Origin of the sequence: Pseudomonas sp. ADAK2 (genome assembly GCF_012935755.1) — a bacterium.
In the GTDB taxonomy this organism is placed as follows: domain Bacteria; phylum Pseudomonadota; class Gammaproteobacteria; order Pseudomonadales; family Pseudomonadaceae; genus Aquipseudomonas.
The window spans coordinates 6,035,397-6,055,864 of record NZ_CP052862.1 but is presented as its reverse complement, the minus strand read 5'-3'; the positions used below and the strand labels follow the sequence as shown (position 1 = coordinate 6,055,864).

Below are 20,468 nucleotides of genomic sequence, written 5' to 3'. Positions count from 1 at the left end.
CGGGTCTTTTCCAACCGATACTGCGAGCCGCACATGCCAGCCTCAAACCGAGCAAAAAGCTGATGTCCACCACCTGGCATGTCCTGGGCGCCGGCAGTCTCGGCATGTTGTGGGCCACCCGTCTGGCGCGGGCCGGTGTTCCGGTTCGGCTAATTCTGCGCGATGAGCAACGCTTGCAGGCGTATCAGTCCGCTGGCGGTCTGACACTGGTGGAGCACGGCGAAGCGAAAACCTATGCGGTGCCCGGCGAAACGCCTGACAGCGGCAAGCCGATCAACCGCCTGCTGGTCGCCTGTAAAGCCTACGACGCCGAGAACGCCGTGGCCCGACTGGCGTCGCGCCTCACACCGGGCGCCGAGCTGATCCTGTTGCAGAATGGCCTCGGCAGTCAGGATGCCGTCGCCGCCAAAGTGCCCCAGGCACGCTGCATCAGCGCCTCGAGCACCGAAGGCGCGTTTCGCGATGGCGACTGGCGCGTGGTGTTCGCCGGCCACGGCTACACCTGGCTGGGGGATGCCGGCCATCCGGTGGCACCGATCTGGCTGGACGACCTGACCGCCGCCGGGATTCCCCACGAGTGGAGCATCGACATCCAGACACGCCTGTGGCGAAAGCTCGCGCTCAATTGCGCGATCAACCCACTGACCGTGCTGCACGATTGTCGCAACGGCGGGTTGCAGCAGCACCACTGCGAAGTCGCCACCCTCTGCGCCGAACTCACCGAATTGCTCGAGCGTTGCGGCCAACCAGCCGCCGCCGAAGATCTCCAGCAGGAAGTGGAACGGGTGATCCACGCCACCGCCGCCAATTACTCCTCAATGTACCAGGACGTTGCCAATCAGCGCCGCACCGAAATCAGCTATCTATTGGGGCATGTCTGCAAAGTCGCGGCGCGACACCAGTTGCACCTGCCGCATCTGCATCAATTACAGCAGCGACTGATCGCCCATCTGCACAGCCTTGGATTGCCCAGCGACTGAGCAGCGGCTACGCTGGCCACTTGTTCCTTTGCAGCGATGAACCTGATGCCACTGCGCCAGCGCCTCGAAAACCTTCCCGTCGGCCAGAAACTGCTGGCCGCCCTGCTGGTGCTGTTGATCACTGTCCTGCTGGTCGCCAACCTGACGTTCATCAGCGCCGCGTACTACATTTCCCAGGAAAGCATGGCGCCCCAGGCCCTGCAGACCATCGGGCGACTGGTGTCCAACCCGAGCCTGGTGGCCGAGGCACTGAAGTCGCCGCAAAGCGCCGAGCGCCTGCTCAACGAACTCAACAGCTATTCACCTTTGCGCGCAGCGGCGCTGTATGACGGTGACGGCGTGCGTCTGGCGCAGTTGCAGCACGGCGAGAAACTCAAGTTGCCGGAGCGCTACCGGCATATCGAAGCGTGGCAAGCCACGGAATTTCGCAGCAATCAAATCATCACCCTGCCCCGCCCCGGCACCGAGCCGGGCCACCTGCTGCTGGTGGCGAGCAGCGAACTGCCGGTGGCGTTCTATACCGGGACCCTGACCGCAAGTTTGGGAATCCTGATCTTCAGTGTGCTGCTGTGGCTGGTGATCGCCCGGCAGATCAAACGCCTGATCACCCGCCCCATCCACGAACTCGAAGAACTGTCCCGACAGGTCACCCGAGAAGAGAACTACGCCCTGCGCGCCTCTCGCGGCAACCATGACGAAATCGGCAGCCTGGCCGAGGCGTTCAACACCATGCTCTCGCGCATTGAAGCCCGGGAGCAGCAACTCAAACGCGCCCGGGACGATTCCCAGGCCGCTTACGATCAGGCCCAGGGCCTGGCAGAAGAAACCCGCCATACCAACCGCAAGCTGGAGCTGGAAGTCCAGGTGCGGAGCAAGATCGAAAAGAAACTCACCGGGTTCCAGAACTACCTCAACAGCATCATCGACTCCATGCCCTCGGCGCTGATCGCCCTCGATGAGCAGCTCTACGTGACCCAGTGGAATCAGGAGGCCAGCGCCCTGTCCGGCACGCGCCTGGATGAAGCGCTGAACCAGCCGATCTTCCTCGCCTTCGAACCGCTCAAGCCATTTCTGCCGCAGCTCAAGCAAACCGTCGAGCAGCACACCGTGGCCAAGATCGAGCGCGTCACCTGGATCAAGGACGATGAAGCCAAGCACTACGCCCTGACTTTCTACCCGTTGATGGGCGGTGCCGGGCGTGGCGTGGTCATTCGAATCGATGACATCACCCAGCGCCTGTCCCTGGAAGAAATGATGGTGCAGTCGGAGAAAATGCTCTCGGTCGGTGGCCTCGCCGCCGGTATGGCCCACGAAATCAACAACCCGTTGGGCGCGATCCTGCACAACGTGCAAAACATCCGTCGACGGCTGTCCCCGGACCTGCCGAAGAACCTCGAACAGGCCGAGCACGTCGGCATCGAGCTGGAAACGGTCAATCAGTACCTGCAAGCGCGGGAAGTCCCGCAGTTGCTCGATGGCATCCAGCAGGCCGGCGCGCGGGCGGCAAAAATCGTCACGCACATGCTCAGCTTCAGCCGCCGCAGCACCCGGCAAATGGCCCCGTGCGACCTGCCGGCGCTGATCGATCAAGCGGTGGAAATCGCCGGTAATGACTTCGACCTGGCCATCGGCTTCGACTTCAAGGGTCAGGCGATCATTCGCCAGTTCGACCCGGCGCTGGGCCCGGTGCCCGGTACCGCCAACGAACTGGAGCAGGTGCTGCTCAATTTGCTGAAAAACGCGGCCCAGGCGATCCACCAACGGGGAGACGACCGCGAACCCGGGCGGATCATCCTGCGCACCAAGCTCAATCCACCGTGGGCAGAAATCCAGGTCGAGGACAACGGCATCGGCATGAGCGAGAACGTGCGCAAACGCACCTTCGAGCCATTCTTCACCACCAAGGAAATCGGCCAGGGCACCGGCCTTGGGCTGTCGGTGTCGTATTTCATCATCACCAACAACCACAAGGGCCAGATGGAAGTGCAATCGACCCTCGGCCAAGGCACCTGCTTCACCTTGCGCCTGCCGTTGGCGGGCACCCCGCTCGTCTCCCAAGAACTCAATCAGCTACCGAGGTAACCCATGGGCTTTCGCTTGTCGAAGATTTACACCCGCACCGGCGACAAAGGCGAAACCGGCCTGGGCGATGGCCGCCGCGTGCCCAAGGATCACCCGCGGATCGAGGCCATTGGCGAAGTCGATACGCTGAACAGTCAGGTCGGCGTATTACTCGCCGGATTGGCCGCGCAAAGCGCCACTTATCCAGGCTTGCAGGAAGTGATCGAAGTGTTGGCCCCGTGTCAGCATCGGTTGTTCGACCTCGGCGGCGAACTGGCGATGCCGGTGTATCAGGCGCTCAATGTCGCGGAAATCGAACGGCTGGAAGCGGCCATCGATGTGTGGAATGAAGAGTTGGGGCCGCTGGAGAATTTCATTTTGCCGGGCGGTTCGGCGCTGATTGCCCAAGCCCATGTGTGCAGAAGCCTGGCGCGCAGTGCCGAGCGGCGGTGTCAGCATCTGAACGCGATTGAGCCGTTGGCCGGGGTCGGCCTGGCGTATATCAATCGGTTGTCGGATGTGTTGTTTGTAGTGGCGCGGGTGATTGCCAAACGTCAGGGGATTGCCGAGATTTTGTGGCAGGCGGCGGCGAAACCCTCTAACTGATCATTCCCACGCTCTGCGTGGGAATGCAGCAAGGGACGCTCCGCGTCCCAAAAGCGGACGCAGAGCGTCCGCAGAGGCGTTCCCACGCAGAGCGTGGGAACGATCGGGTGTTACGCCTCAGGCCAAAACGCCCGAATCCCCGCCACACCCTGCGCCCCAACTTCCCAAGCCTTCTGCCGATCCGCCGGGCCAACGCCACCCAACAAGAACACCGGTTTGCTGAAGCCTTCGATCAGGGCCGCTGCCTGTTCCCAACCCAACGGCTCGCCATCCGGGTGCGTCTGGGTCAGTTGCACCGGCGACAGGGTGACAAAGTCCACGTCCATCTGCTCGGCCAATGCCAATTCTTCAGCGTTATGGCAGGACGCCGCCAACCAGCGCGACGCCGGCAGCGGTCGGCCCTTCTCCGCGTACTTGCGTAATTGCGCAGCCGTAATGTGCCAACCGGCGGACGGGAAGTCGCCCAGCCACTCGAACGGGCCTTTGATCATCAACTGCGCCTTGCCGGCACACAGCCCCGCCGCGTCCACCGCCAGGTCGCGGTATTTCGGGTCGTAGCCGTTGGGTGCGCGCAACACAATCAACTTGATGCCACCGGCAATGGCTTTCTGGATACCGCGCAACAAGGCCGGGGTTTCCAGGTCTTCCGGGGTAATCAGGTACTCCGCCGGCAACCTGGCGGCGGCGACGATTGGCTGGTTGGCCGCCGGGAATTCGTAGTTCAGCAGATCGCGAGGCGCGACCCATTCCAACGGTTGGCCTTCGGCGCCATGGGGTTCGCCGGTAAACGCCGAAACGTCCCAGACATCCAGCAATACCTGCTTGTCCGGGTAGTCGTGGCGAACCTTGATCAGCGGCCGCGCGGCAGCGACGACAATCCCCAACTCTTCCTGAAGTTCCCGGGCCAGGGCGGTTTCGACCGATTCGTCAGCCTCGACCTTGCCACCGGGAAACTCCCACAGGCCGCCCTGGTGCTGGGTATCGGCACGACGGGCAATCAGAATCCTGCCAGCGCTGTCACGGATGACGGCGGCGGCGACGTGTATTCGTTTCACTGCATTACCTCCGCAAGACCGGCCTTCTGCCAGGCCTTGAAAAACGGCCATTGGTAAATTGTTTCCACGTAAGCCTCATCGGCCGCCGGCAACTGCACCCGGTAAGTGCGCAAGCGCACGGCAATCGGCGCGAAGAACGCATCGGCCAGCGTTGCAGCGCCAAACAGAAACGGGCCGGTTTCGGTGGCAACGGCGCGGCATTCCGCCCACAACGCCAGCATGCGATCGATTTCCGCTTGAACGTCTGACGGCGTCGATGGCAGCGCCTGGTCGCGGCTCAAGTCGAACGACATGTTGCTGCGCAGGGCAAAAAAGCCGCTGTGCATCTGAGCGCAGGCCGAACGGGCCTGGGCGCGGGCGGCGGTGTCTTTCGGCCAGAGATTGGCGTCGGGAAACTGCTCGGCCAGGTACTCGGCGATCGCCAACGAATCGGCAATGATGCCGTGTTCGGTTTTCAGCAGCGGGACTTTGCCGGTGGGCGAATGCTTGAGTACACGCTCACGGGTGTCCGGTTGGCCGAGCTTGATCAATTCTTCGGTGTAGGGAGCGCCGGTCAGGTCGAGGGCCAGTGCACCGCGCAGGGACCAGGAGGAAAGCAGCTTGTCGCCGATGATCAGGTGGAGGCTCATGTTCGGGACCTTTTGATGAGGAATGCACGCCAGAATCTCTAGCGTCTGGTCGGCCGTCATCGCGGTCAAGCCTTGCGCCTACAGATCACATTATCCATAGGAGCGAGACTTGCCCGCGAATGACGCGACTCGGTCTTACGTGCGGTATTCGGCGTTGATTTTCACGTATTCGTGGGACAGGTCGGTGGTCCAGATGGTTTCGCTGCAATCGCCGCGACCCAGCTCGATACGGATGGTGATTTCTTCCTGCTGCATCACCGCCGAGCCCTGGGCTTCGGTGTAGGTTTCGGCACGAGCGCCACGGCTGGCGATGCACACGTCACCGAGGAACACGTCGATCTTGCTCACGTCCAGGTTCGGCACACCGGCACGGCCGACAGCGGCGAGGATGCGGCCCCAGTTCGGGTCGGAGGCGAACAGCGCGGTCTTGATCAGCGGCGAGTGGGCCACGGTGTAGCCGACGTCCAGGCATTCCTGGTGATTGCCGCCGCCGTTGACTTCAACAGTCACGAACTTGGTCGCGCCTTCGCCGTCACGGACGATGGCCTGGGCCACGTCCATGCACACTTCGAACACGGCCTGTTTCAGCTTGGCGAACAACTCACCGCTGGCGGAAGTGATTTGCGGCAGCGAAGCCTGACCGGTGGCAATCAGCATGCAGCAGTCGTTGGTCGAGGTGTCGCCGTCGATGGTGATGCGGTTGAACGACTTGTTGGCACCGTCCAGCAGCAGGTTTTGCAGGACGTCGCGGGCAACTTTGGCGTCGGTGGCGATGTAGCCGAGCATGGTCGCCATGTTTGGGCGAATCATGCCTGCGCCTTTGCTGATGCCGGTGACAGTGATGGTCACGCCGTCATGCTGGAACTGGCGGCTGGCACCTTTAGGCAAGGTGTCGGTGGTCATGATGCCGGTAGCGGCGGCTTCCCAGTTATTCACAGAGAGGTCGTCGAGGGCGGCTTGCAACGCGCCTTCGATCTTTTCGACCGGCAGCGGCTCGCCGATCACACCGGTGGAATATGGCAGCACCAGGCTGGCATCGACGCCGGTCAGTTCAGCCAGTTTGGCGCAGGTGCGCTCGGCGGCGGCCAGGCCCGGTTCGCCGGTGCCGGCGTTGGCATTGCCAGTGTTGGTCAGCAGGTAGCGCACCGGGCCTTGCACTCGTTGCTTGGCCAGGATCACGGGAGCGGCGCAAAAGGCGTTGAGGGTGAACACGCCCGCGACCGTGGAACCTTCGGCGCAGCGCATGACCACGACATCCTTGCGCCCAGGGCGCTTGATGCCGGCCGAGGCGATACCGAGTTCAAAACCGGCAACCGGGTGCAACGTTGGCAAAGGACCAAGACCAACAGCCATGAATGCGCTCCTTAATAAATGATGTCAGCACCGGCGTCGCAGCGTCGGTGGTTTAAATGGCAAAACGCCGCGACGGCTGATGCCGGTCGCGGCGCGGGTATTTCAGCGATTGAAACGGGTTTTACTGGATCTGCCCGTGGCAATGCTTGAATTTCTTGCCCGAACCGCAGTAGCACAGTTCGTTACGGCCCAGCTTCTGTTCGTTGCGGACCGGCGCGGTGGCGAGGGCAACATCGACCTCTTCACCGAGCAGCTCAGGCTGCTCAAGACCCGGCGCTTCGTCGTGCTGGAACTGCATGCGCGCCGCCAGTGCCTCGGCTTCCTGACGCAGGCGTTGCTCTTCTGCTTCCGGATCTTCGCGGCGAACCTGAACGTGGGACAGCACACGGATCGAGTCGCGCTTGATCGAATCCAGCAGCTCGGAGAACAGCGTGTACGACTCGCGCTTGTACTCTTGCTTCGGGTTCTTCTGCGCATAACCACGCAAGTGGATGCCGTGACGCAGGTGATCCATGGTCGACAGGTGGTCTTTCCACAGGTCGTCGAGTACGCGCAGGACGATTTGCTTCTCGAAGGAGCGCAGCGCTTCGGCGCTGGCCGCTTCTTCTTTCTCGTTGTAAGCCGCCAGCAGCTCGGTCATGAGCTTCTCGCGCAGGGTTTCTTCGTACAGGTGATCGTCTTCGTCGAGCCATTGCTGGATCGGCAGCGCCACACCGAAGTCGCTCTGCAAGGCAGCTTCCAGACCGGCCACGTCCCACTGCTCAGGCAGAGATTGCGGTGGAATGTGCGCGCTGACAGTCGCGTTGAGCACGTCCTGACGGAAATCGGCGATGGTTTCGCCAATGTTGTCGGCAGCCAACAAACTGTTACGCATGTGATAGATCACTTTGCGCTGTTCGTTGTTGACGTCATCGAACTCAAGCAGTTGCTTACGAATGTCGAAGTTGCGGCCTTCAACCTTGCGCTGAGCCTTCTCGATGGCGTTGGTCACCATGCGGTGCTCGATCGCTTCACCGGACTGCATGCCCAGGGCCTTCATGAAGTTCTTCACCCGGTCAGAGGCGAAGATGCGCATCAGGCTGTCTTCCAGCGACAGGTAGAAGCGGCTGGAACCGGCGTCGCCCTGGCGACCGGCACGACCACGCAGCTGGTTGTCGATACGACGCGATTCGTGACGCTCGGAGGCGATCACCTGCAGGCCGCCGGACTCCAGCACTTGCTGGTGACGTTTCTGCCAGTCGGCCTTGATCTGGGCGATTTGCTCAGGGGTCGGGTCTTCCAGCGAAGCCACTTCCACTTCCCAGTTACCGCCCAACAGAATGTCGGTACCACGACCGGCCATGTTGGTGGCGATGGTCAGTGCGCCTGGGCGACCGGCCTGGGCGATGATCTCGGCTTCTTTTTCGTGGAACTTGGCGTTCAGGACCTTGTGTTCGATGCCTTCTTTGACCAGCAGGCTGGACATGTGCTCGGACGTTTCAATGGTCGCAGTACCCACCAGCACCGGACGGCCCTGGGTCATGCATTCCTTGATGTCGGCAACGATGGCCGCGTACTTCTCGTCCGCGGTGAGGAACACCAGGTCGTTGTAGTCTTTACGCGCCAGCGGTTTGTTCGGCGGGATAACCATCACCGACAGACCGTAGATCTGGTGGAATTCGAACGCTTCGGTGTCCGCGGTACCGGTCATGCCGGACAACTTGTTGTACAGACGGAAGTAGTTCTGGAACGTGGTCGAGGCCAGGGTCTGACTTTCGGCCTGGATGTTCAGGTTTTCCTTGGCTTCGATAGCCTGGTGCAGGCCTTCGGACAAACGACGGCCCGGCATGGTACGGCCGGTGTGTTCGTCGACCAGGACAACCTGACCGTCCTGCACGATGTATTCGATGTTGCGGTGGAACAGCTTGTGCGCACGCAGGCCGGCATACACGTGGGTCAGCAGGCCCAGGTTATGCGACGAGTACAGGCTCTCGCCTTCCGCCAGCAGGCCGACGCGGGTCAGCATGTCTTCGATGAACTGGTGACCGGCTTCGTTGAGCTCGACCTGACGGGTCTTCTCGTCAACGGTGTAGTGGCCAGCCTTGGTGACTTCGCCTTCGACTTCTTCGACGTGCAGTTCCAGTTGCGGGATCAGTTTATTGATCTCGACATACATTTTGGAGCTGTCTTCGGCCTGACCGGAAATGATCAGCGGCGTACGGGCTTCGTCGATGAGGATGGAGTCGACTTCGTCGATCACGGCAAAATTGAGTTCGCGCTGGAATTTTTCTTCCATGCTGAACGCCATGTTGTCGCGCAGGTAGTCGAAACCGAATTCGTTGTTGGTGCCGTAGGTAATGTCGGCAGCGTACGCCAGGCGTTTCTCTTCCGGCGGCTGGAATGGCGTGACCACGCCGACGGTCATGCCGAGGAATTCGTAGAGCGGACGCATCCAGTTGGCGTCACGACGGGCCAGGTAGTCGTTCACGGTAACAACGTGCACGCCTTTGCCGGACAGCGCGTTCAGGTAAACGCCCAGTGTGGCCACCAGGGTCTTGCCTTCACCGGTACGCATTTCCGCGATCATGCCTTCATGCAAGGTCATGCCGCCGATCAACTGGACGTCGAAGTGGCGCATACCCATGACACGCTTGCCGGCTTCGCGGGCGACCGCAAAGGCTTCTGGCAACAGCTTGTCGAGGGATTCCCCTTTGGCGATGCGGGCCTTGAACTCATCAGTCTTGGCACGCAATTGATCGTCCGAAAGGGCCACCATTTGCTCTTCGAAGGCATTGACGAGTTGCACCGTCTTGAGCATGCGTTTGACTTCACGCTCGTTCTTGCTTCCAAAAAGTTTCTTTAACAAAGGCGCAAACATATCGGCAGGATCTTCCACACTAAAGGGATGGAGGGCGGCCCCGTGAGTCGCCCGAGCAGCCCTCATGGCCGCATGCGAACGAGCATTCTACCCGGAAACGATGGTGAGGAAAGTGGCGTTATTCCACGATGCATGCACTGCGCTGTTACGGGGCTCACTTAAAATAAGGGCTTTTTGCTGAACTTCAACCCACTCGAGGCAGAAGTTACTTGTTGATTTAATGGGTAAAGCGCTCGCAAAGCAATGGGTCAGGCTCATCGAGTGCTTTCTGCTACCATGGCCGCTCTGTTACTTCAGGTGTCTGATCATGGCATTTCGCCCTCTCACGGCCAGAGCACCCGCCGTTCTGCTTCGCGAAGCCAAACCGCTGAAAGCCATCTTTGGCCAGGCTCAACGCCTGGGTCATTTGCAGCGTCTGGTGGAAAGCCAACTGCAACCCGCCGCGCGCGAGCACTGCCATGTGGCGTCGTGGCGCGAAGGCAGTTTGTTGCTGATTGTCACCGACGGTCATTGGGCCACCCGCCTGCGTTACCAGCAAAAGCGTCTGCAACGGCAACTGCAGTTGTTTGACGAGTTTGCCAGCTTGACCCGGATCCTGTTCAAGGTGCAACCGCCAACCGTCCAGCAGGGCGCGGCGGGGCATACCATCAGTTTATCCAGCGATGCGGGTGCGACCATTCAGGCGACGGCCGACGGGATCAGCGATCCGAATTTGCGGGCAGCGCTGGAGCGCCTGGCGGCGCACGCCAAACCCAAGGATTGACACACATCCTGTAGGAGCGAGGCTTGCCCGCGAAGAGGTCCTTGAGGACGCCAAAAGCTTCGCGGGCGAGCCTCGCTCCTACATTGATTATGGCCATTCAGGTATTCAACGGCGTTTGCTGCCTCCGAGCAATGAGCCCATCAACCCGCGCACCAACTGTCGGCCCAATTGATTCGCCGCCTGTCGCATGGCCGATTTCAGCGCCTGCCCCGCCGCCGTGCCGAGGAATTCCCCGGCCTTGTCGGTGAAGCTCGGCTCTTCAGCGACCGGTTTGCCCGGTACAGCTTCAGCCTCCGGCGCCAAGCCCTTACGTCCCATCAACACTTCATACGCCGATTCGCGGTCGACCGGCTTGTCATAACGCCCCTTGAACGGCGACCCGGCAATCAGCATGGTGCGTTCGGTTTCGGTCAACGGCCCGATCCGCGACTGCGGCGGCGCCACCAACACCCGCTGGACCATCTCCGGCGTGCCCTTCTCCTGCAAAGTACCGACCAGCGCCTCGCCGATCCCCAGCTCGGTCAACACCGACAAGGCATCAAACGCCGGATTCGGCCGGAAGCCATCCGCCACGGCACGCAAGGACTTCTGTTCCTTGGCCGTGAACGCCCGCAAGCCGTGCTGGACCCGCAGACCAAGCTGGGCCAGCACGTCGTCCGGCAAATCCCCCGGCGACTGGGTGACGAAATACACACCCACGCCCTTGGAACGAATCAAGCGCACCACTTGCTCCAGACGCTCTTGTAACGCCTTGGGCGTGTCGGCGAACAGCAAGTGCGCTTCGTCGAAAAACAGCGCCAGCAGTGGTTTGTCGGCATCGCCGCGCTCTGGCAGTTGTTCGAACAATTCCGCCAGCAGCCACAGCAGGAACGTCGCGTAGACCTTCGGCGCTTCGTGCACCAGACGACTGGCATCGAGCAGGTGAATGCGCCCGCGGCCATCGGCGGCCGGTTGCAGGATGTCTTCGAGTTGCAGCGCCGGCTCGCCGAACAAGGCTTCGGCGCCCTGCTGTTCCAGGGTTGCCAGCCGCCGCAACAGCGCCTGGCTGGAACCGGTGGTCATCAAAGCCGCGTCTTCGCCGAGCAATTGCGGGTTGTCGCGCAAGTGATTGAGCAGCGCTTTCAAATCCTTGAGATCCAGCAGCAACAGGCCTTCGCGGTCCGCGACCTTGAACGCGGCGTACAGCGCCGATTGCTGGCTGTCGGTCAATTCCAGCAACGCGCCGATCAGCAGCGGGCCCATTTCGCTCAGGGTGGTGCGCAATGGATGACCGGACTCACCGTGAATGTCCCACAGCGTCACCGGATACGCCTGAGGCTTGTAGTTCAGCCACGGCATCCCGGCGATCCGCTCGGCGACCTTGCCTTGCGGGTTACCGGCGGCGCCGAGGCCGCACAGGTCGCCCTTGATGTCAGCAGCGAACACCGCCACGCCGGCATCACTAAACGCTTCGGCCAGGCGCTGCAAGGTGACGGTCTTGCCGGTGCCGGTCGCGCCCGCGACCAGACCGTGACGGTTCGCCAGGCGCATGGCCTGGGCGATCGGCTGCCCCGCGAGGTCGGCGCCGATAACGAGTTGCGATGAGTCAGGCATTTTGTCACCCATGGTTAATCTTTGATCCTGCACGGCCGATAAAAAGAGGCGAGAGACCAGACTGAAAAGAGCGTCGGTAATTCCCTAAGGAGAGACGGAATATCAGCTTACTTTCAACACCGCCCATTTTGCGCGCCTTTATAAAAGCACGCCCTGGACATTAAGACCTTAGCGGACACCCCAAGCCATGAACAAAAATCTGCGTTTCAGCCATAAGATACTGCTTGCCGCCGCCCTGATCGTCATTGCTGCCTTTGCCTCGTTCACGCTGTACAACGACTATTTGCAGCGCAATGCGATTCGCGAAGACCTGGACAACTACCTCAACGAAATGGGCGAGGTCACCGCCAGCAACATTCAAACCTGGCTGGCCGGTCGTATCCTGTTGATCGACAACCTGGCGCAAAACATCGCCATCAACCCTGAACAGTCCACCGTTGCCAGCCTGCTTGAGCAGAAAGCCCTGACGTCGACGTTCATGGCGTCCTACCTCGGTGACGCCACCGGCCACTTCAGCATCCGCCCGGATGTGAAAATGCCTGACGGCTTCGATCCTAGGGTCCGCCCTTGGTACAAAGGCGCCGAAAGCAGCAGCACCGCGACCCTGACCGAACCGTACATCGACGCGGCCACCGGCCAGACCATCATCTCCATCGCCACCGCCTCGAAAAAGGCCGGACAGAGCGTGGGCGTGGTGGGCGGCGACCTGAGTCTGCAAACTCTGATCGACACCCTCAGCGCCCGGGACTTCGACGGCATGGGTTATGCCTTCCTGGTCAGCGCCGACGGCAAGATCCTGGTACACCCGGACAAAGCCCTGGTGATGAAATCCCTGAGCGAGGCCTACCCGAAAAACACCCCGCGCATCAGCAGCGATTTCAGTGAAGTGGACGTCGAGGGCAAGACTCGCATCGTGACCTTTACCCCGATCAAAGGCCTGCCATCGGTCAACTGGTACATCGGCCTGTCGGTGGACAAGGACAAGGCTTTCGCCATGCTCAGCGAATTCCGTGCCTCGGCGGTGGTTGCCACGATCATCGCCGTGGCCATCATCATCGCCCTGCTCGGCATGCTGATCCGCATCCTGATCCAGCCGTTGAATGTCATGACCCGCGCCATGGAAGACATCGCCGATGGTGAAGGCGACCTGACCAAACGCCTGACCATCCAGAACAATGACGAATTCGGCATTCTCGGCACCGCGTTCAACCGCTTCGTGGAACGGATTCATACCTCGATCCGCGAAGTGTCCTCGGCTACCGGCCAGGTCAACGAAGTCGCCTTGCGTGTGGTCGCGGCCTCGAACTCGTCGATGTTCAACTCCGACCAGCAAGCCTCGCGTACCAACAGCGTGGCCGCCGCAATCAACCAGCTCGGTGCCGCCGCCCAGGAAATTGCGCGCAACGCCGCGCAAGCGTCGAACCAGGCCAGCGATGCGCGCAGCCTGGCCGAAGACGGCCAGCAAGTGGTGGATCGCAGCATCAAGGCGATGAATCAACTGTCGAGCATGCTCAGCGCGTCGAGCACCAATATCGAATCGCTGAACAGCAAAACCGTGAACATCGGGCAGATTCTGGAAGTGATCACCAGCATTTCCCAGCAAACCAACCTGCTGGCGCTCAACGCGGCGATTGAAGCGGCGCGTGCCGGTGAAGCCGGGCGCGGGTTTGCCGTAGTGGCCGACGAAGTGCGCAACCTGGCGCACCGCACCCAGGAATCGGCACAACAGGTGCAGACCATGATCGAGGAGCTGCAAGTCGGCGCCCGCGAATCCGTCAGCACCATGAGCGAAAGCCAGCGCCACAGCCAGGACAGCGTGGAAATCGCCAACCTGGCCGGCGAACGCCTGAACAGCGTGACCCTGCGCATCGGCGAGATCGACGGGATGAACCAGTCGGTGGCCACGGCGACCGAGGAACAGACGGCAGTGGTGGAGTCGATCAACGTCGACATTACCGAGATCAATACGCTGAACCAGGAAGGCGTGGAGAACCTGCAATCGACCTTGCGCGCGTGTTCGGACCTGGAACAGCAGGCGGCGCGGTTGAAGCAGTTGGTGGGTAGTTTCCGCATTTAGCGTTTTCGAGGGCGCCATCGCGAGCAAGCTTTGCTCCTACGGAGCGAGGCTTGCCCGCGAAGGCGGTCTGCAAAACCCCGCAACACCTCGCTGACACCCCGCCCGCAAAACCCCAACCGAACATCTATCCTTCATAAAGGTCAACCTAGGGAGAGCTGAGACCGGAGGGATGTTCATCGTGCATATCGCTGACATAACCATGTTCTACGCCCCTGCCAGCGGTGGCGTGCGCACTTATCTGGATGCCAAGCACCGTCGCCTGAGCGTCAAGCCGGGAATTCGTCACAGCCTGCTGATACCCGGTTCGCACCTGAGCGAACAGGACGGCGTGTACAAGGTTCCCGCCCCCGCCCTGCCCTTCGGCAAGGGTTATCGCTTCCCCCTCCGTCTCGCGCCTTGGCGCAATGTTCTGCAGGGTCTGCAGCCCGATCTTATTGAAGTCGGCGACCCCTATCTCACTGCCTGGGCGGCGCTGGATGCCCGACGGCAACTGGATGTGCCGGTGATTGGCTTTTATCACTCGGATTTGCCGCTGCTGGTCAGCAATCGCATGGGCAATTGGGTGACCACCAATGTCGAGGCTTATGTCAGCAAGCTCTATGGCAACTTCGACCGGGTGCTGGCGCCGAGCCAGGTCATGGCGGACAAACTGACTGGCCTGGGGGTGCGCAATGTCTTCGTGCAGCCGCTGGGCGTCGACCTGCAAACCTTCAACCCGAGTGCCCGGGACCCGGAACTTCGGGCCGAACTGGGGATTGCCGAAGACACCCGGCTGCTGATCTTCGCCGGCCGCGGCTCCAAGGAGAAGAACCTGCCGGTGTTGCTCAATTGCATGAAACGCCTGGGGCCGCGCTATCACTTGCTGCTGGTCGGTTCATCGATGCCGGCCCAAGTACCAGACAACGTCACGGTGATCGATGAGTTCTGCCCGGCGACCCAGGTCGCGCGCTTGATGGCCAGTGCCGATGCGCTGCTGCACGCCGGCGATCAGGAAACCTTCGGCCTGGTGATCCTCGAAGCCATGGCCAGCGGCATTCCGGTGGTGGCCGTGGCGGCCGGGGCCTTCAAGGAAATTGTCCCCGATCACTGCGGCCTGCTCTGCGCGCCCAACAATCCCTTGGCCATGGCCAATGCAGTACGCGAATTGTTCAGCCGTGGCAGCGTCACGCTGGGCGAGCAGGCCCGCCAGCATGTGGAACGGCATTACGCCTGGGACGCGGTGGTCAACAGCCTGTTGGGCCATTATCACGCCGTGCTCGGCGATCCCTGGCCGCTGACCGCCAATGGCTGAGCCCCCGCTGCCACCCGCCCTGTTGTTGGTGCTGCACGACGTGGCTCCGCAGACTTGGGCCGATTACCAGCCTTTCGTCGAAGCCGTCGATGCGCTGGGCGCGGTGCCGATGACCTGGCTGGTGGTTCCCGATTTTCATAAACACAACGATCTGGAGGCTCATCCGGGATTTCGCCGGATGCTGAGCGGTCGCGTCGACCGGGGTGACGAACTGGCCTTGCACGGCTACTTTCATTGCGACGACAGCCCGGCGGCGACGACACCTCGAGACTGGTTCATGCGCCGCATCTACACCCACGAAGGCGAGTTCTACAGTTTGTCTCAAGCAGCAGCCCTCGCCCGCCTGCGTGCTGGCATCGAACGGTTTCACCGTTACAATTGGCCGCTCAAAGGCTTTGTCGCCCCTGCCTGGCTGATGAGCGAAGGAACACGCCAGGCCTTGCGACAGTTGCCATTGAGTTACACCAGCGACCCGCAACATCTGTATTGTCTGCCCGACTTCACGGCGATCGACGCCCCCGGGCTGGTCTGGAGTGCGCGCAGTGCCTGGCGCCGCGGGCTATCGAAAATCGTCAGCGAGCAACGGCAACAACGCTGGCAGCATGCGCCAGTGATCCGCCTTGGCCTGCACCCGGTGGACATGCGTCACCGATTTTCCCGTGATTATTGGCTGCAAACTCTTAAACGCTTACTCGACGAGGGCCGTGTGCCAATGACCAAGGCCAACTGGCTGACCCTGCATCAAGACCGCATCGGCCGCGCCGCATGAGTCGGGGGATTCTGCTGTTTCTCGCCCTGCTGGCGGCGGTGCTGATTCCGTTGGTGCTGGGCGGCAACGAAACCTGGTCGCGCCTGCAAAGCTTTCCGCTGAGCGGGCTGCTGATCATGTTCGGCATGATTTTGCTGTGCTGGGTGGTCAATACCATGCGCTTGCGCCTGTTGCTGGGCGATCAGCGGGATAAGGTCAGCCGCCTCAAAAGCCTCGGCGTGGTGATGGCCGCCGAGTTTGCCTACTGCGCCACGCCCGGCGGCAGTGGCGGACCGCTGACCATCATGGCCCTGCTGGCGCGTAACGGCGTGCGCCCGGCCAGGGGCAGCGCGGTGTTTGCCATGGACCAGTTGAGCGATCTGCTGTTTTTCCTCTGTGCCCTGAGCGGGATTCTGATTTACGCGCTGTTCCAGCACCTGAGCCAGCGCATGGAGTGGCTGCTGATGGTCAGCGCCGTCTCGCTGTTTGGCGGGCTGGTCAGCTGCGTGGTAGTGGCTCGCTACCACCGACTGCTGATCCGACTGGGCGGCCGGTTGCTGGCGCGCCTGAATGTCAAAACCACCACTCGCCTGCGCTGGGCACGCAAACTCCTGCATTTCCTGGCGGCGTTCACTGACACGTTGAAGTTACCCGTTCAGACACTGGCCAAGGTGTTTGCCTTGACCTGCGTGCATTGGCTGCTGCGCTATAGCGTGCTGTACCTGGCGTTACGCGGGCTCGGGGCGGACTTGCAATGGGCGTGGAGCTTTCTGATCCAGATGCTCTCGTTGGGTGCGGGGCAATTCAGCCTGTTGCCGGGTGGAGCCGGCGCGGCGGAATTGACGTCGGCGGCATTGTTGGCGCCGATGGTGGGGAAATCCACCGCAGCGGCGGCGATCCTGATCTGGCGGGCAGTGACGTATTACTTTTACCTGGTGGTCGGCGGGCCGGTGTTCTTGCTGATGCTGGGGCGGCCGCTGCTCAAGAAGTTGATGAAGTTCAAGCAGGCTTAGGTTTGTCGTCGGACTCTTCTTGCAACTGCTCCCACAACTCGGCGGCGCCGGGGAATTCGGTGCCGTCTTCAGGGCTCATGTCATCCGGGTCATAGCGACTCAAACACCCCTCGCCCAAGGTGGCAGGCGCCTTGGAAGTGGCTTTGTCCAGTGGATCGGCCATGGTCAATATCCTCTCGCTACACAGATCGTTCCCACGCCGAGCGTGGGAACGATCATTGCGTAGTTTAGAACACGACGGTTTTGTTGCCGTGTACCAGCACCCGGTCTTCCAGGTGATAACGCAGGCCACGGGCCAACACCATCTTCTCGACGTCGCGGCCGAAGCGCACCATGTCTTCGATGCTGTCGCTGTGGCTGACACGCACCACGTCCTGCTCGATGATCGGACCGGCGTCCAGCTCTTCGGTGACGTAGTGGCACGTGGCACCGATCAACTTCACGCCACGCAGGGACGCCTGGTGATACGGCTTGGCCCCGACGAACGACGGCAGGAAGCTGTGGTGAATGTTGATGACCTTGTGGGCATATTCGCTGCACAACGCCGGCGGCAGAATCTGCATGTAACGGGCCAGTACCACCACTTCGGCATCGTGCAGTTTGACCAGGCGCGAGACTTCGGCAAACGCTGGCTCTTTGTCCTGCGGGTTGACCGGCACGTGGTAGTACGGAATGCCGTGCCACTCGACCATGCTGCGCAAGTCGTCATGGTTGGAAATCACGCAGGAAATTTCGCAGTCCAGTTCATCGCTGTGCCAGCGGTGCAGCAAGTCCGCCAGGCAATGAGACTCACGGCTGGCCATCAGTACCACGCGTTTTTTCTGCGCGGTATCGGTAATACGCCAGTTCATCGAGAACTCTTCGGCGATCGGCGCAAAGGCTTCGCGGAAAGCTTCAATACCAAAAGGCAGCGAATCGGCACGAATTTCGTGACGCATGAAGAACCAGCCACTGAGATTATCCGAGTGATGGCTCGCTTCAGTGATCCAGCCGTTATGTGACGCCAGAAAGTTACTGACTTTAGCAACGATACCGACGCGGTCCGGGCAAGCAATCACCAGCCGAAAAGTGCGCATGAGGGTCAAACTCCAGAACTTCGCAAAGGCCGCCATTCTAGCGATTGCGCAGCAAAACTGCAGTATTGATGACGGGTCACCCTGCACATCGGCCAACGGCCCGGGTTCGGTCAGCGTCACGCGCCAGCGCGATGGTGCTGTTGCAGACCATGTTCAAGCACTCATTTGTGAATATCTGTGTTGACTGCGTCACACTATTTAACTGCACATCGAGTTCATGCCCTATTCACCGCAACTCATTTAAATAAAACTTCGGTTAAATGTTTACTTGATGAAACACCCTGACTATTATTGCCGCACTGTCCCTGCCATCCTGCGTCCTACATAAGGTAGTCCTCAATGTCCTTGATCAACGAATACCGCGCCACCGAAGAAGCTATCAAAGAGCTGCAAGCCCGTTTGAAGAATCTGTCCCAAGACGACAAACTGCAAACCGAGCTGGAATTCGAAGGCAAACTGCGCACCCTGATGGGCGAGTACTCCAAATCCCTGCGTGACATCATCGCGCTGCTGGATCCAGAGTCCAAAACCAAAGCACCACGCGGCGGCGCAGTAAAAACTACTGGCACCAAGCGTGCTCGCAAAGTTAAACAATACAAAAACCCGCACAACGGCGAAGTCATCGAAACCAAAGGTGGCAACCACAAGACTCTGAAAGAGTGGAAAGCCAAGTGGGGCGGTGATGTGGTTGAAGGCTGGGCTACCCTGCTGGGCTAAGCCGCACGCCTGCCGCAGATTAATTCTGCGACAAAAAATAACGCCAGCGGATGCTGGCGTTTTTTTATGCCTGGCATTCAGACTTCAATCATTGCATTTCAAAGACTCAAACGTTTGCGTAATCCCTGGACATAATGCTGCCATTCATTCAGCACCTCTTGCTGAAACGATGTAGCGCTATTCGCCAATTGTGCCGCCGCTTGCGCAAAAGATTCGAGGGTATTTGGCGCGCCCCATTCCGCAGCGGACAAACGTTGCTGACAAAACATCCGCCAGCGTTCTTGCTCTTCGAAATTCAACGTGTCCGGGAAGTTGCGTGCGCGGTATCGAAACAATAATTCAGGTAAACGTTCATCATCGAACGGCCATTGTTGTTGCGCTAATTGCGCCGGGTCTGCGGCCCGGACTTGCTCACATAGACGCCGATCCCGATCGCCGATAAAGCCGTCGTATAACTGTTGCTCCGGATCCTGACTGGCAGCAAAAGCTTCGCTGGCATAAATCGCCATGACTTTATCTCGCCAAACTTGTTGTGCGTCACTTAGCCGCAGCGCCCGCGCCTGATATAGCGCCATATCCAGCCCCAGGCGTTGCTGATCTTCAGGACGCAGTACCGACAGCGGCGCCACCACCGGGCATTTATTGATGTGAATGAGTTTGAGCGGCACCGGCAGTTCGCCTTCGACCAACTCATCGCGGCGGGTATACAACCGCTGGCGCAGCGTTTCGGCATCCAGATCCAGTAAACCCTGAGGGTCGAGGTGCAAGTCACAGACAATCAGCGCGTTCTTGTTACGTGGATGCCAGGCCAGGGGCAGTACCACGCCGATATAACTGCGCGCCGCCGAAAACCGCCCGGAGATGTGCACCATCGGCTGCATCAGTCGAACCTGATCCATGACCTTTTGTTTGCTGCGCAACTGGAACAGCCAGTCATACAACTTCGGTTGTTTCTCGCGAATCAAACGAGCCAGGGCGATGGTCGCGCGCACATCCGACAAGGCTTCGTGGGCATTGCCGTGGTCGATGTTATTGGCGACCGTCAGGCGGTCGAGCTTGAGCGTCACCCGCCCTTCGTCATCCGTGGGCCAGACCAGGCCATCGGGGCGCAAGGCATACGCTGCGCGCACTACATCGATCAGGTCCCAACGACTGTTGCCGCCTTGCCACTCCCGCGCATACGGGTCGAAAAAGTTTCGATAGAGGCTGTAGCGGGTCATCTCGTCGTCGAAACGCAAGGTGTTGTAACCCGCCCCGCAGGTACCGGGGGCCGCGAGCTGGGCATGCACCCGGGTCATGAAGTCGGCTTCGCTCAAGCCTTGCTCGGCCAGACGACTGGGGGTGATGCCGGTGATCGCGCAGGCGGCCGGGTGCGGCAGGATGTCGTCACTGGGCTGGCAATACAGATTGACCGGCGCGTCTATTTCATTGAGTTCGAAATCGGTGCGAATCCCCGCCACTTGCAACGGCCGGTCGCAACGGGGATTGATGCCAGTGGTTTCATAGTCGTACCAGAAGATGGAGGTCACGGGCTGTTCCTGTACTTAAGACCGGCGAAGTCTAGGCGCAGACAAGTCGCCGCGGCCAGTCCTCTTGTCATTCAATCACTTCTGGCTTTGCATCATGCAATACATAGTTATGTCGTTTTC

17 protein-coding genes and 1 pseudogene are annotated in these 20,468 nt (G+C 60.5%); 10 read left to right on the top strand and 8 right to left on the bottom strand.

What is annotated here, in order from left to right:
- Nucleotides 1-62 precede the first annotated feature (62 nt).
- The 3 genes from HKK52_RS27755 to HKK52_RS27745 are packed head-to-tail and all read left to right on the top strand — an operon-like array spanning nucleotide 63 to nucleotide 3,647.
- On the top strand, nucleotides 63-980 hold the full coding sequence (locus HKK52_RS27755; RefSeq protein ID WP_169373401.1) for a putative 2-dehydropantoate 2-reductase: 918 nt from the start codon (nucleotides 63-65) through the stop codon (nucleotides 978-980).
- Nucleotides 981-1,025: 45 nt separating this feature from the next.
- Complete coding sequence (locus HKK52_RS27750) at nucleotides 1,026-3,062, top strand: sensor histidine kinase (protein ID WP_169373400.1); 2,037 nt, start codon at nucleotides 1,026-1,028, stop codon at nucleotides 3,060-3,062.
- A gap of 3 nt (nucleotides 3,063-3,065) precedes the next feature.
- Entirely contained in the window at nucleotides 3,066-3,647 is a 582-nt protein-coding gene (locus HKK52_RS27745) for a cob(I)yrinic acid a,c-diamide adenosyltransferase (RefSeq protein WP_169373399.1), read from the top strand.
- A 110-nt stretch (nucleotides 3,648-3,757) separates the two neighbouring features.
- On the opposite strand, the gene HKK52_RS27740 is transcribed toward HKK52_RS27745, so the two are convergent.
- The 4 genes from HKK52_RS27740 to secA all read right to left on the bottom strand — a co-directional run bounded on the left by HKK52_RS27740 (nucleotide 3,758) and on the right by secA (nucleotide 9,541).
- Nucleotides 3,758-4,702 carry a Nudix family hydrolase gene (locus HKK52_RS27740; protein WP_169373398.1) on the bottom strand — a complete coding sequence of 315 codons (945 nt, stop codon included), beginning with the start codon at nucleotides 4,700-4,702 and terminating at the stop codon, nucleotides 3,758-3,760.
- On the bottom strand, nucleotides 4,699-5,331 hold the full coding sequence (locus tag HKK52_RS27735) for a glutathione S-transferase family protein (protein WP_169373397.1): 633 nt from the start codon (nucleotides 5,329-5,331) through the stop codon (nucleotides 4,699-4,701). Before HKK52_RS27735 ends, HKK52_RS27740 begins: the two co-directional genes overlap by 4 nt.
- 135 nt (nucleotides 5,332-5,466) lie before the next feature.
- On the bottom strand, nucleotides 5,467-6,684 hold the full coding sequence (gene argJ, locus HKK52_RS27730; RefSeq protein ID WP_169373396.1) for a bifunctional glutamate N-acetyltransferase/amino-acid acetyltransferase ArgJ: 1,218 nt from the start codon (nucleotides 6,682-6,684) through the stop codon (nucleotides 5,467-5,469).
- A gap of 121 nt (nucleotides 6,685-6,805) precedes the next feature.
- A complete protein-coding gene (secA, locus tag HKK52_RS27725; RefSeq protein WP_169373395.1) occupies nucleotides 6,806-9,541 on the bottom strand; it encodes a preprotein translocase subunit SecA in 2,736 nt (911 codons plus the stop codon).
- A gap of 307 nt (nucleotides 9,542-9,848) precedes the next feature.
- On the opposite strand from secA, the gene HKK52_RS27720 reads away from it, so the two are divergent.
- Nucleotides 9,849-10,304: a DUF721 domain-containing protein gene (locus HKK52_RS27720; RefSeq protein ID WP_054613720.1), complete on the top strand. Its 456-nt coding sequence runs from the start codon at nucleotides 9,849-9,851 to the stop codon at nucleotides 10,302-10,304.
- A gap of 105 nt (nucleotides 10,305-10,409) precedes the next feature.
- Here the strand turns inward: HKK52_RS27720 and HKK52_RS27715 are convergent, their stop codons facing one another.
- The gene (locus tag HKK52_RS27715) at nucleotides 10,410-11,897 is read right to left on the bottom strand and encodes a helicase HerA-like domain-containing protein (RefSeq protein WP_169373394.1); all 1,488 of its coding nucleotides are present in this window, start codon (nucleotides 11,895-11,897) and stop codon (nucleotides 10,410-10,412) included.
- 187 nt (nucleotides 11,898-12,084) lie between these two features.
- Here HKK52_RS27715 and HKK52_RS33075 point away from each other — a divergent pair.
- The 5 genes and pseudogenes from HKK52_RS33075 to HKK52_RS27695 all read left to right on the top strand — a co-directional run.
- Nucleotides 12,085-13,116 (top strand): annotated as a pseudogene (locus tag HKK52_RS33075) (HAMP domain-containing protein); the annotation flags it as partial.
- 93 nt (nucleotides 13,117-13,209) lie between these two features.
- Complete coding sequence (locus HKK52_RS33070; RefSeq protein WP_375538741.1) at nucleotides 13,210-13,974, top strand: methyl-accepting chemotaxis protein; 765 nt, start codon at nucleotides 13,210-13,212, stop codon at nucleotides 13,972-13,974.
- Between the two features lie 169 nt (nucleotides 13,975-14,143).
- Nucleotides 14,144-15,265, top strand: coding sequence for a glycosyltransferase family 4 protein (locus HKK52_RS27705; protein ID WP_169373392.1), 1,122 nt, complete (start codon nucleotides 14,144-14,146; stop codon nucleotides 15,263-15,265).
- On the top strand, nucleotides 15,258-16,034 hold the full coding sequence (locus HKK52_RS27700; RefSeq protein WP_169373391.1) for a DUF2334 domain-containing protein: 777 nt from the start codon (nucleotides 15,258-15,260) through the stop codon (nucleotides 16,032-16,034). Before HKK52_RS27705 ends, HKK52_RS27700 begins: the two co-directional genes overlap by 8 nt.
- Nucleotides 16,031-17,026 carry a lysylphosphatidylglycerol synthase transmembrane domain-containing protein gene (locus HKK52_RS27695; protein WP_169373390.1) on the top strand — a complete coding sequence of 332 codons (996 nt, stop codon included), beginning with the start codon at nucleotides 16,031-16,033 and terminating at the stop codon, nucleotides 17,024-17,026. Before HKK52_RS27700 ends, HKK52_RS27695 begins: the two co-directional genes overlap by 4 nt.
- Here the strand turns inward: HKK52_RS27695 and HKK52_RS27690 are convergent.
- Together HKK52_RS27690 and purU are read right to left on the bottom strand one after the other, a co-directional pair.
- Nucleotides 17,013-17,189 (bottom strand): hypothetical protein, encoded by a 177-nt coding sequence (locus HKK52_RS27690; RefSeq protein WP_169373389.1) that lies wholly within the window; start codon nucleotides 17,187-17,189, stop codon nucleotides 17,013-17,015. The two genes, HKK52_RS27695 and HKK52_RS27690, sit on opposite strands and share 14 nt — an antisense overlap.
- A gap of 64 nt (nucleotides 17,190-17,253) precedes the next feature.
- A complete protein-coding gene (purU, locus tag HKK52_RS27685; protein ID WP_169373388.1) occupies nucleotides 17,254-18,102 on the bottom strand; it encodes a formyltetrahydrofolate deformylase in 849 nt (282 codons plus the stop codon).
- A gap of 339 nt (nucleotides 18,103-18,441) precedes the next feature.
- Between purU and mvaT the strand changes: the two genes are divergently transcribed.
- On the top strand, nucleotides 18,442-18,819 hold the full coding sequence (gene mvaT / locus HKK52_RS27680; RefSeq protein ID WP_007933316.1) for a histone-like nucleoid-structuring protein MvaT: 378 nt from the start codon (nucleotides 18,442-18,444) through the stop codon (nucleotides 18,817-18,819).
- A gap of 98 nt (nucleotides 18,820-18,917) precedes the next feature.
- On the opposite strand, the gene sbcB is transcribed toward mvaT, so the two are convergent.
- Nucleotides 18,918-20,348: an exodeoxyribonuclease I gene (gene sbcB / locus HKK52_RS27675; protein ID WP_169373387.1), complete on the bottom strand. Its 1,431-nt coding sequence runs from the start codon at nucleotides 20,346-20,348 to the stop codon at nucleotides 18,918-18,920.
- Nucleotides 20,349-20,468 lie beyond the last annotated feature (120 nt).

Bases quoted from the DNA above. Each gene is read 5' to 3' on its own strand.
- HKK52_RS27700 (WP_169373391.1), top strand. From the start codon at position 15,258: ATGGCTGAGCCCCCGCTGCCACCCGCCCTGTTGTTGGTGCTGCACGAC.
- purU (WP_169373388.1), bottom strand. From the start codon at position 18,102: ATGCGCACTTTTCGGCTGGTGATTGCTTGCCCGGACCGCGTCGGTATC.
- HKK52_RS27750 (WP_169373400.1), top strand. From the start codon at position 1,026: ATGCCACTGCGCCAGCGCCTCGAAAACCTTCCCGTCGGCCAGAAACTG.
- HKK52_RS27745 (WP_169373399.1), top strand. From the start codon at position 3,066: ATGGGCTTTCGCTTGTCGAAGATTTACACCCGCACCGGCGACAAAGGC.
- mvaT (WP_007933316.1), top strand. From the start codon at position 18,442: ATGTCCTTGATCAACGAATACCGCGCCACCGAAGAAGCTATCAAAGAG.
- HKK52_RS27720 (WP_054613720.1), top strand. From the start codon at position 9,849: ATGGCATTTCGCCCTCTCACGGCCAGAGCACCCGCCGTTCTGCTTCGC.
- HKK52_RS27735 (WP_169373397.1), bottom strand. From the start codon at position 5,331: ATGAGCCTCCACCTGATCATCGGCGACAAGCTGCTTTCCTCCTGGTCC.
- HKK52_RS27690 (WP_169373389.1), bottom strand. From the start codon at position 17,189: ATGGCCGATCCACTGGACAAAGCCACTTCCAAGGCGCCTGCCACCTTG.
- HKK52_RS27705 (WP_169373392.1), top strand. From the start codon at position 14,144: ATGTTCATCGTGCATATCGCTGACATAACCATGTTCTACGCCCCTGCC.
- argJ (WP_169373396.1), bottom strand. From the start codon at position 6,684: ATGGCTGTTGGTCTTGGTCCTTTGCCAACGTTGCACCCGGTTGCCGGT.
- HKK52_RS27755 (WP_169373401.1), top strand. From the start codon at position 63: ATGTCCACCACCTGGCATGTCCTGGGCGCCGGCAGTCTCGGCATGTTG.
- secA (WP_169373395.1), bottom strand. From the start codon at position 9,541: ATGTTTGCGCCTTTGTTAAAGAAACTTTTTGGAAGCAAGAACGAGCGT.
- HKK52_RS33070 (WP_375538741.1), top strand. From the start codon at position 13,210: ATGTTCAACTCCGACCAGCAAGCCTCGCGTACCAACAGCGTGGCCGCC.
- HKK52_RS27695 (WP_169373390.1), top strand. From the start codon at position 16,031: ATGAGTCGGGGGATTCTGCTGTTTCTCGCCCTGCTGGCGGCGGTGCTG.
- HKK52_RS27715 (WP_169373394.1), bottom strand. From the start codon at position 11,897: ATGCCTGACTCATCGCAACTCGTTATCGGCGCCGACCTCGCGGGGCAG.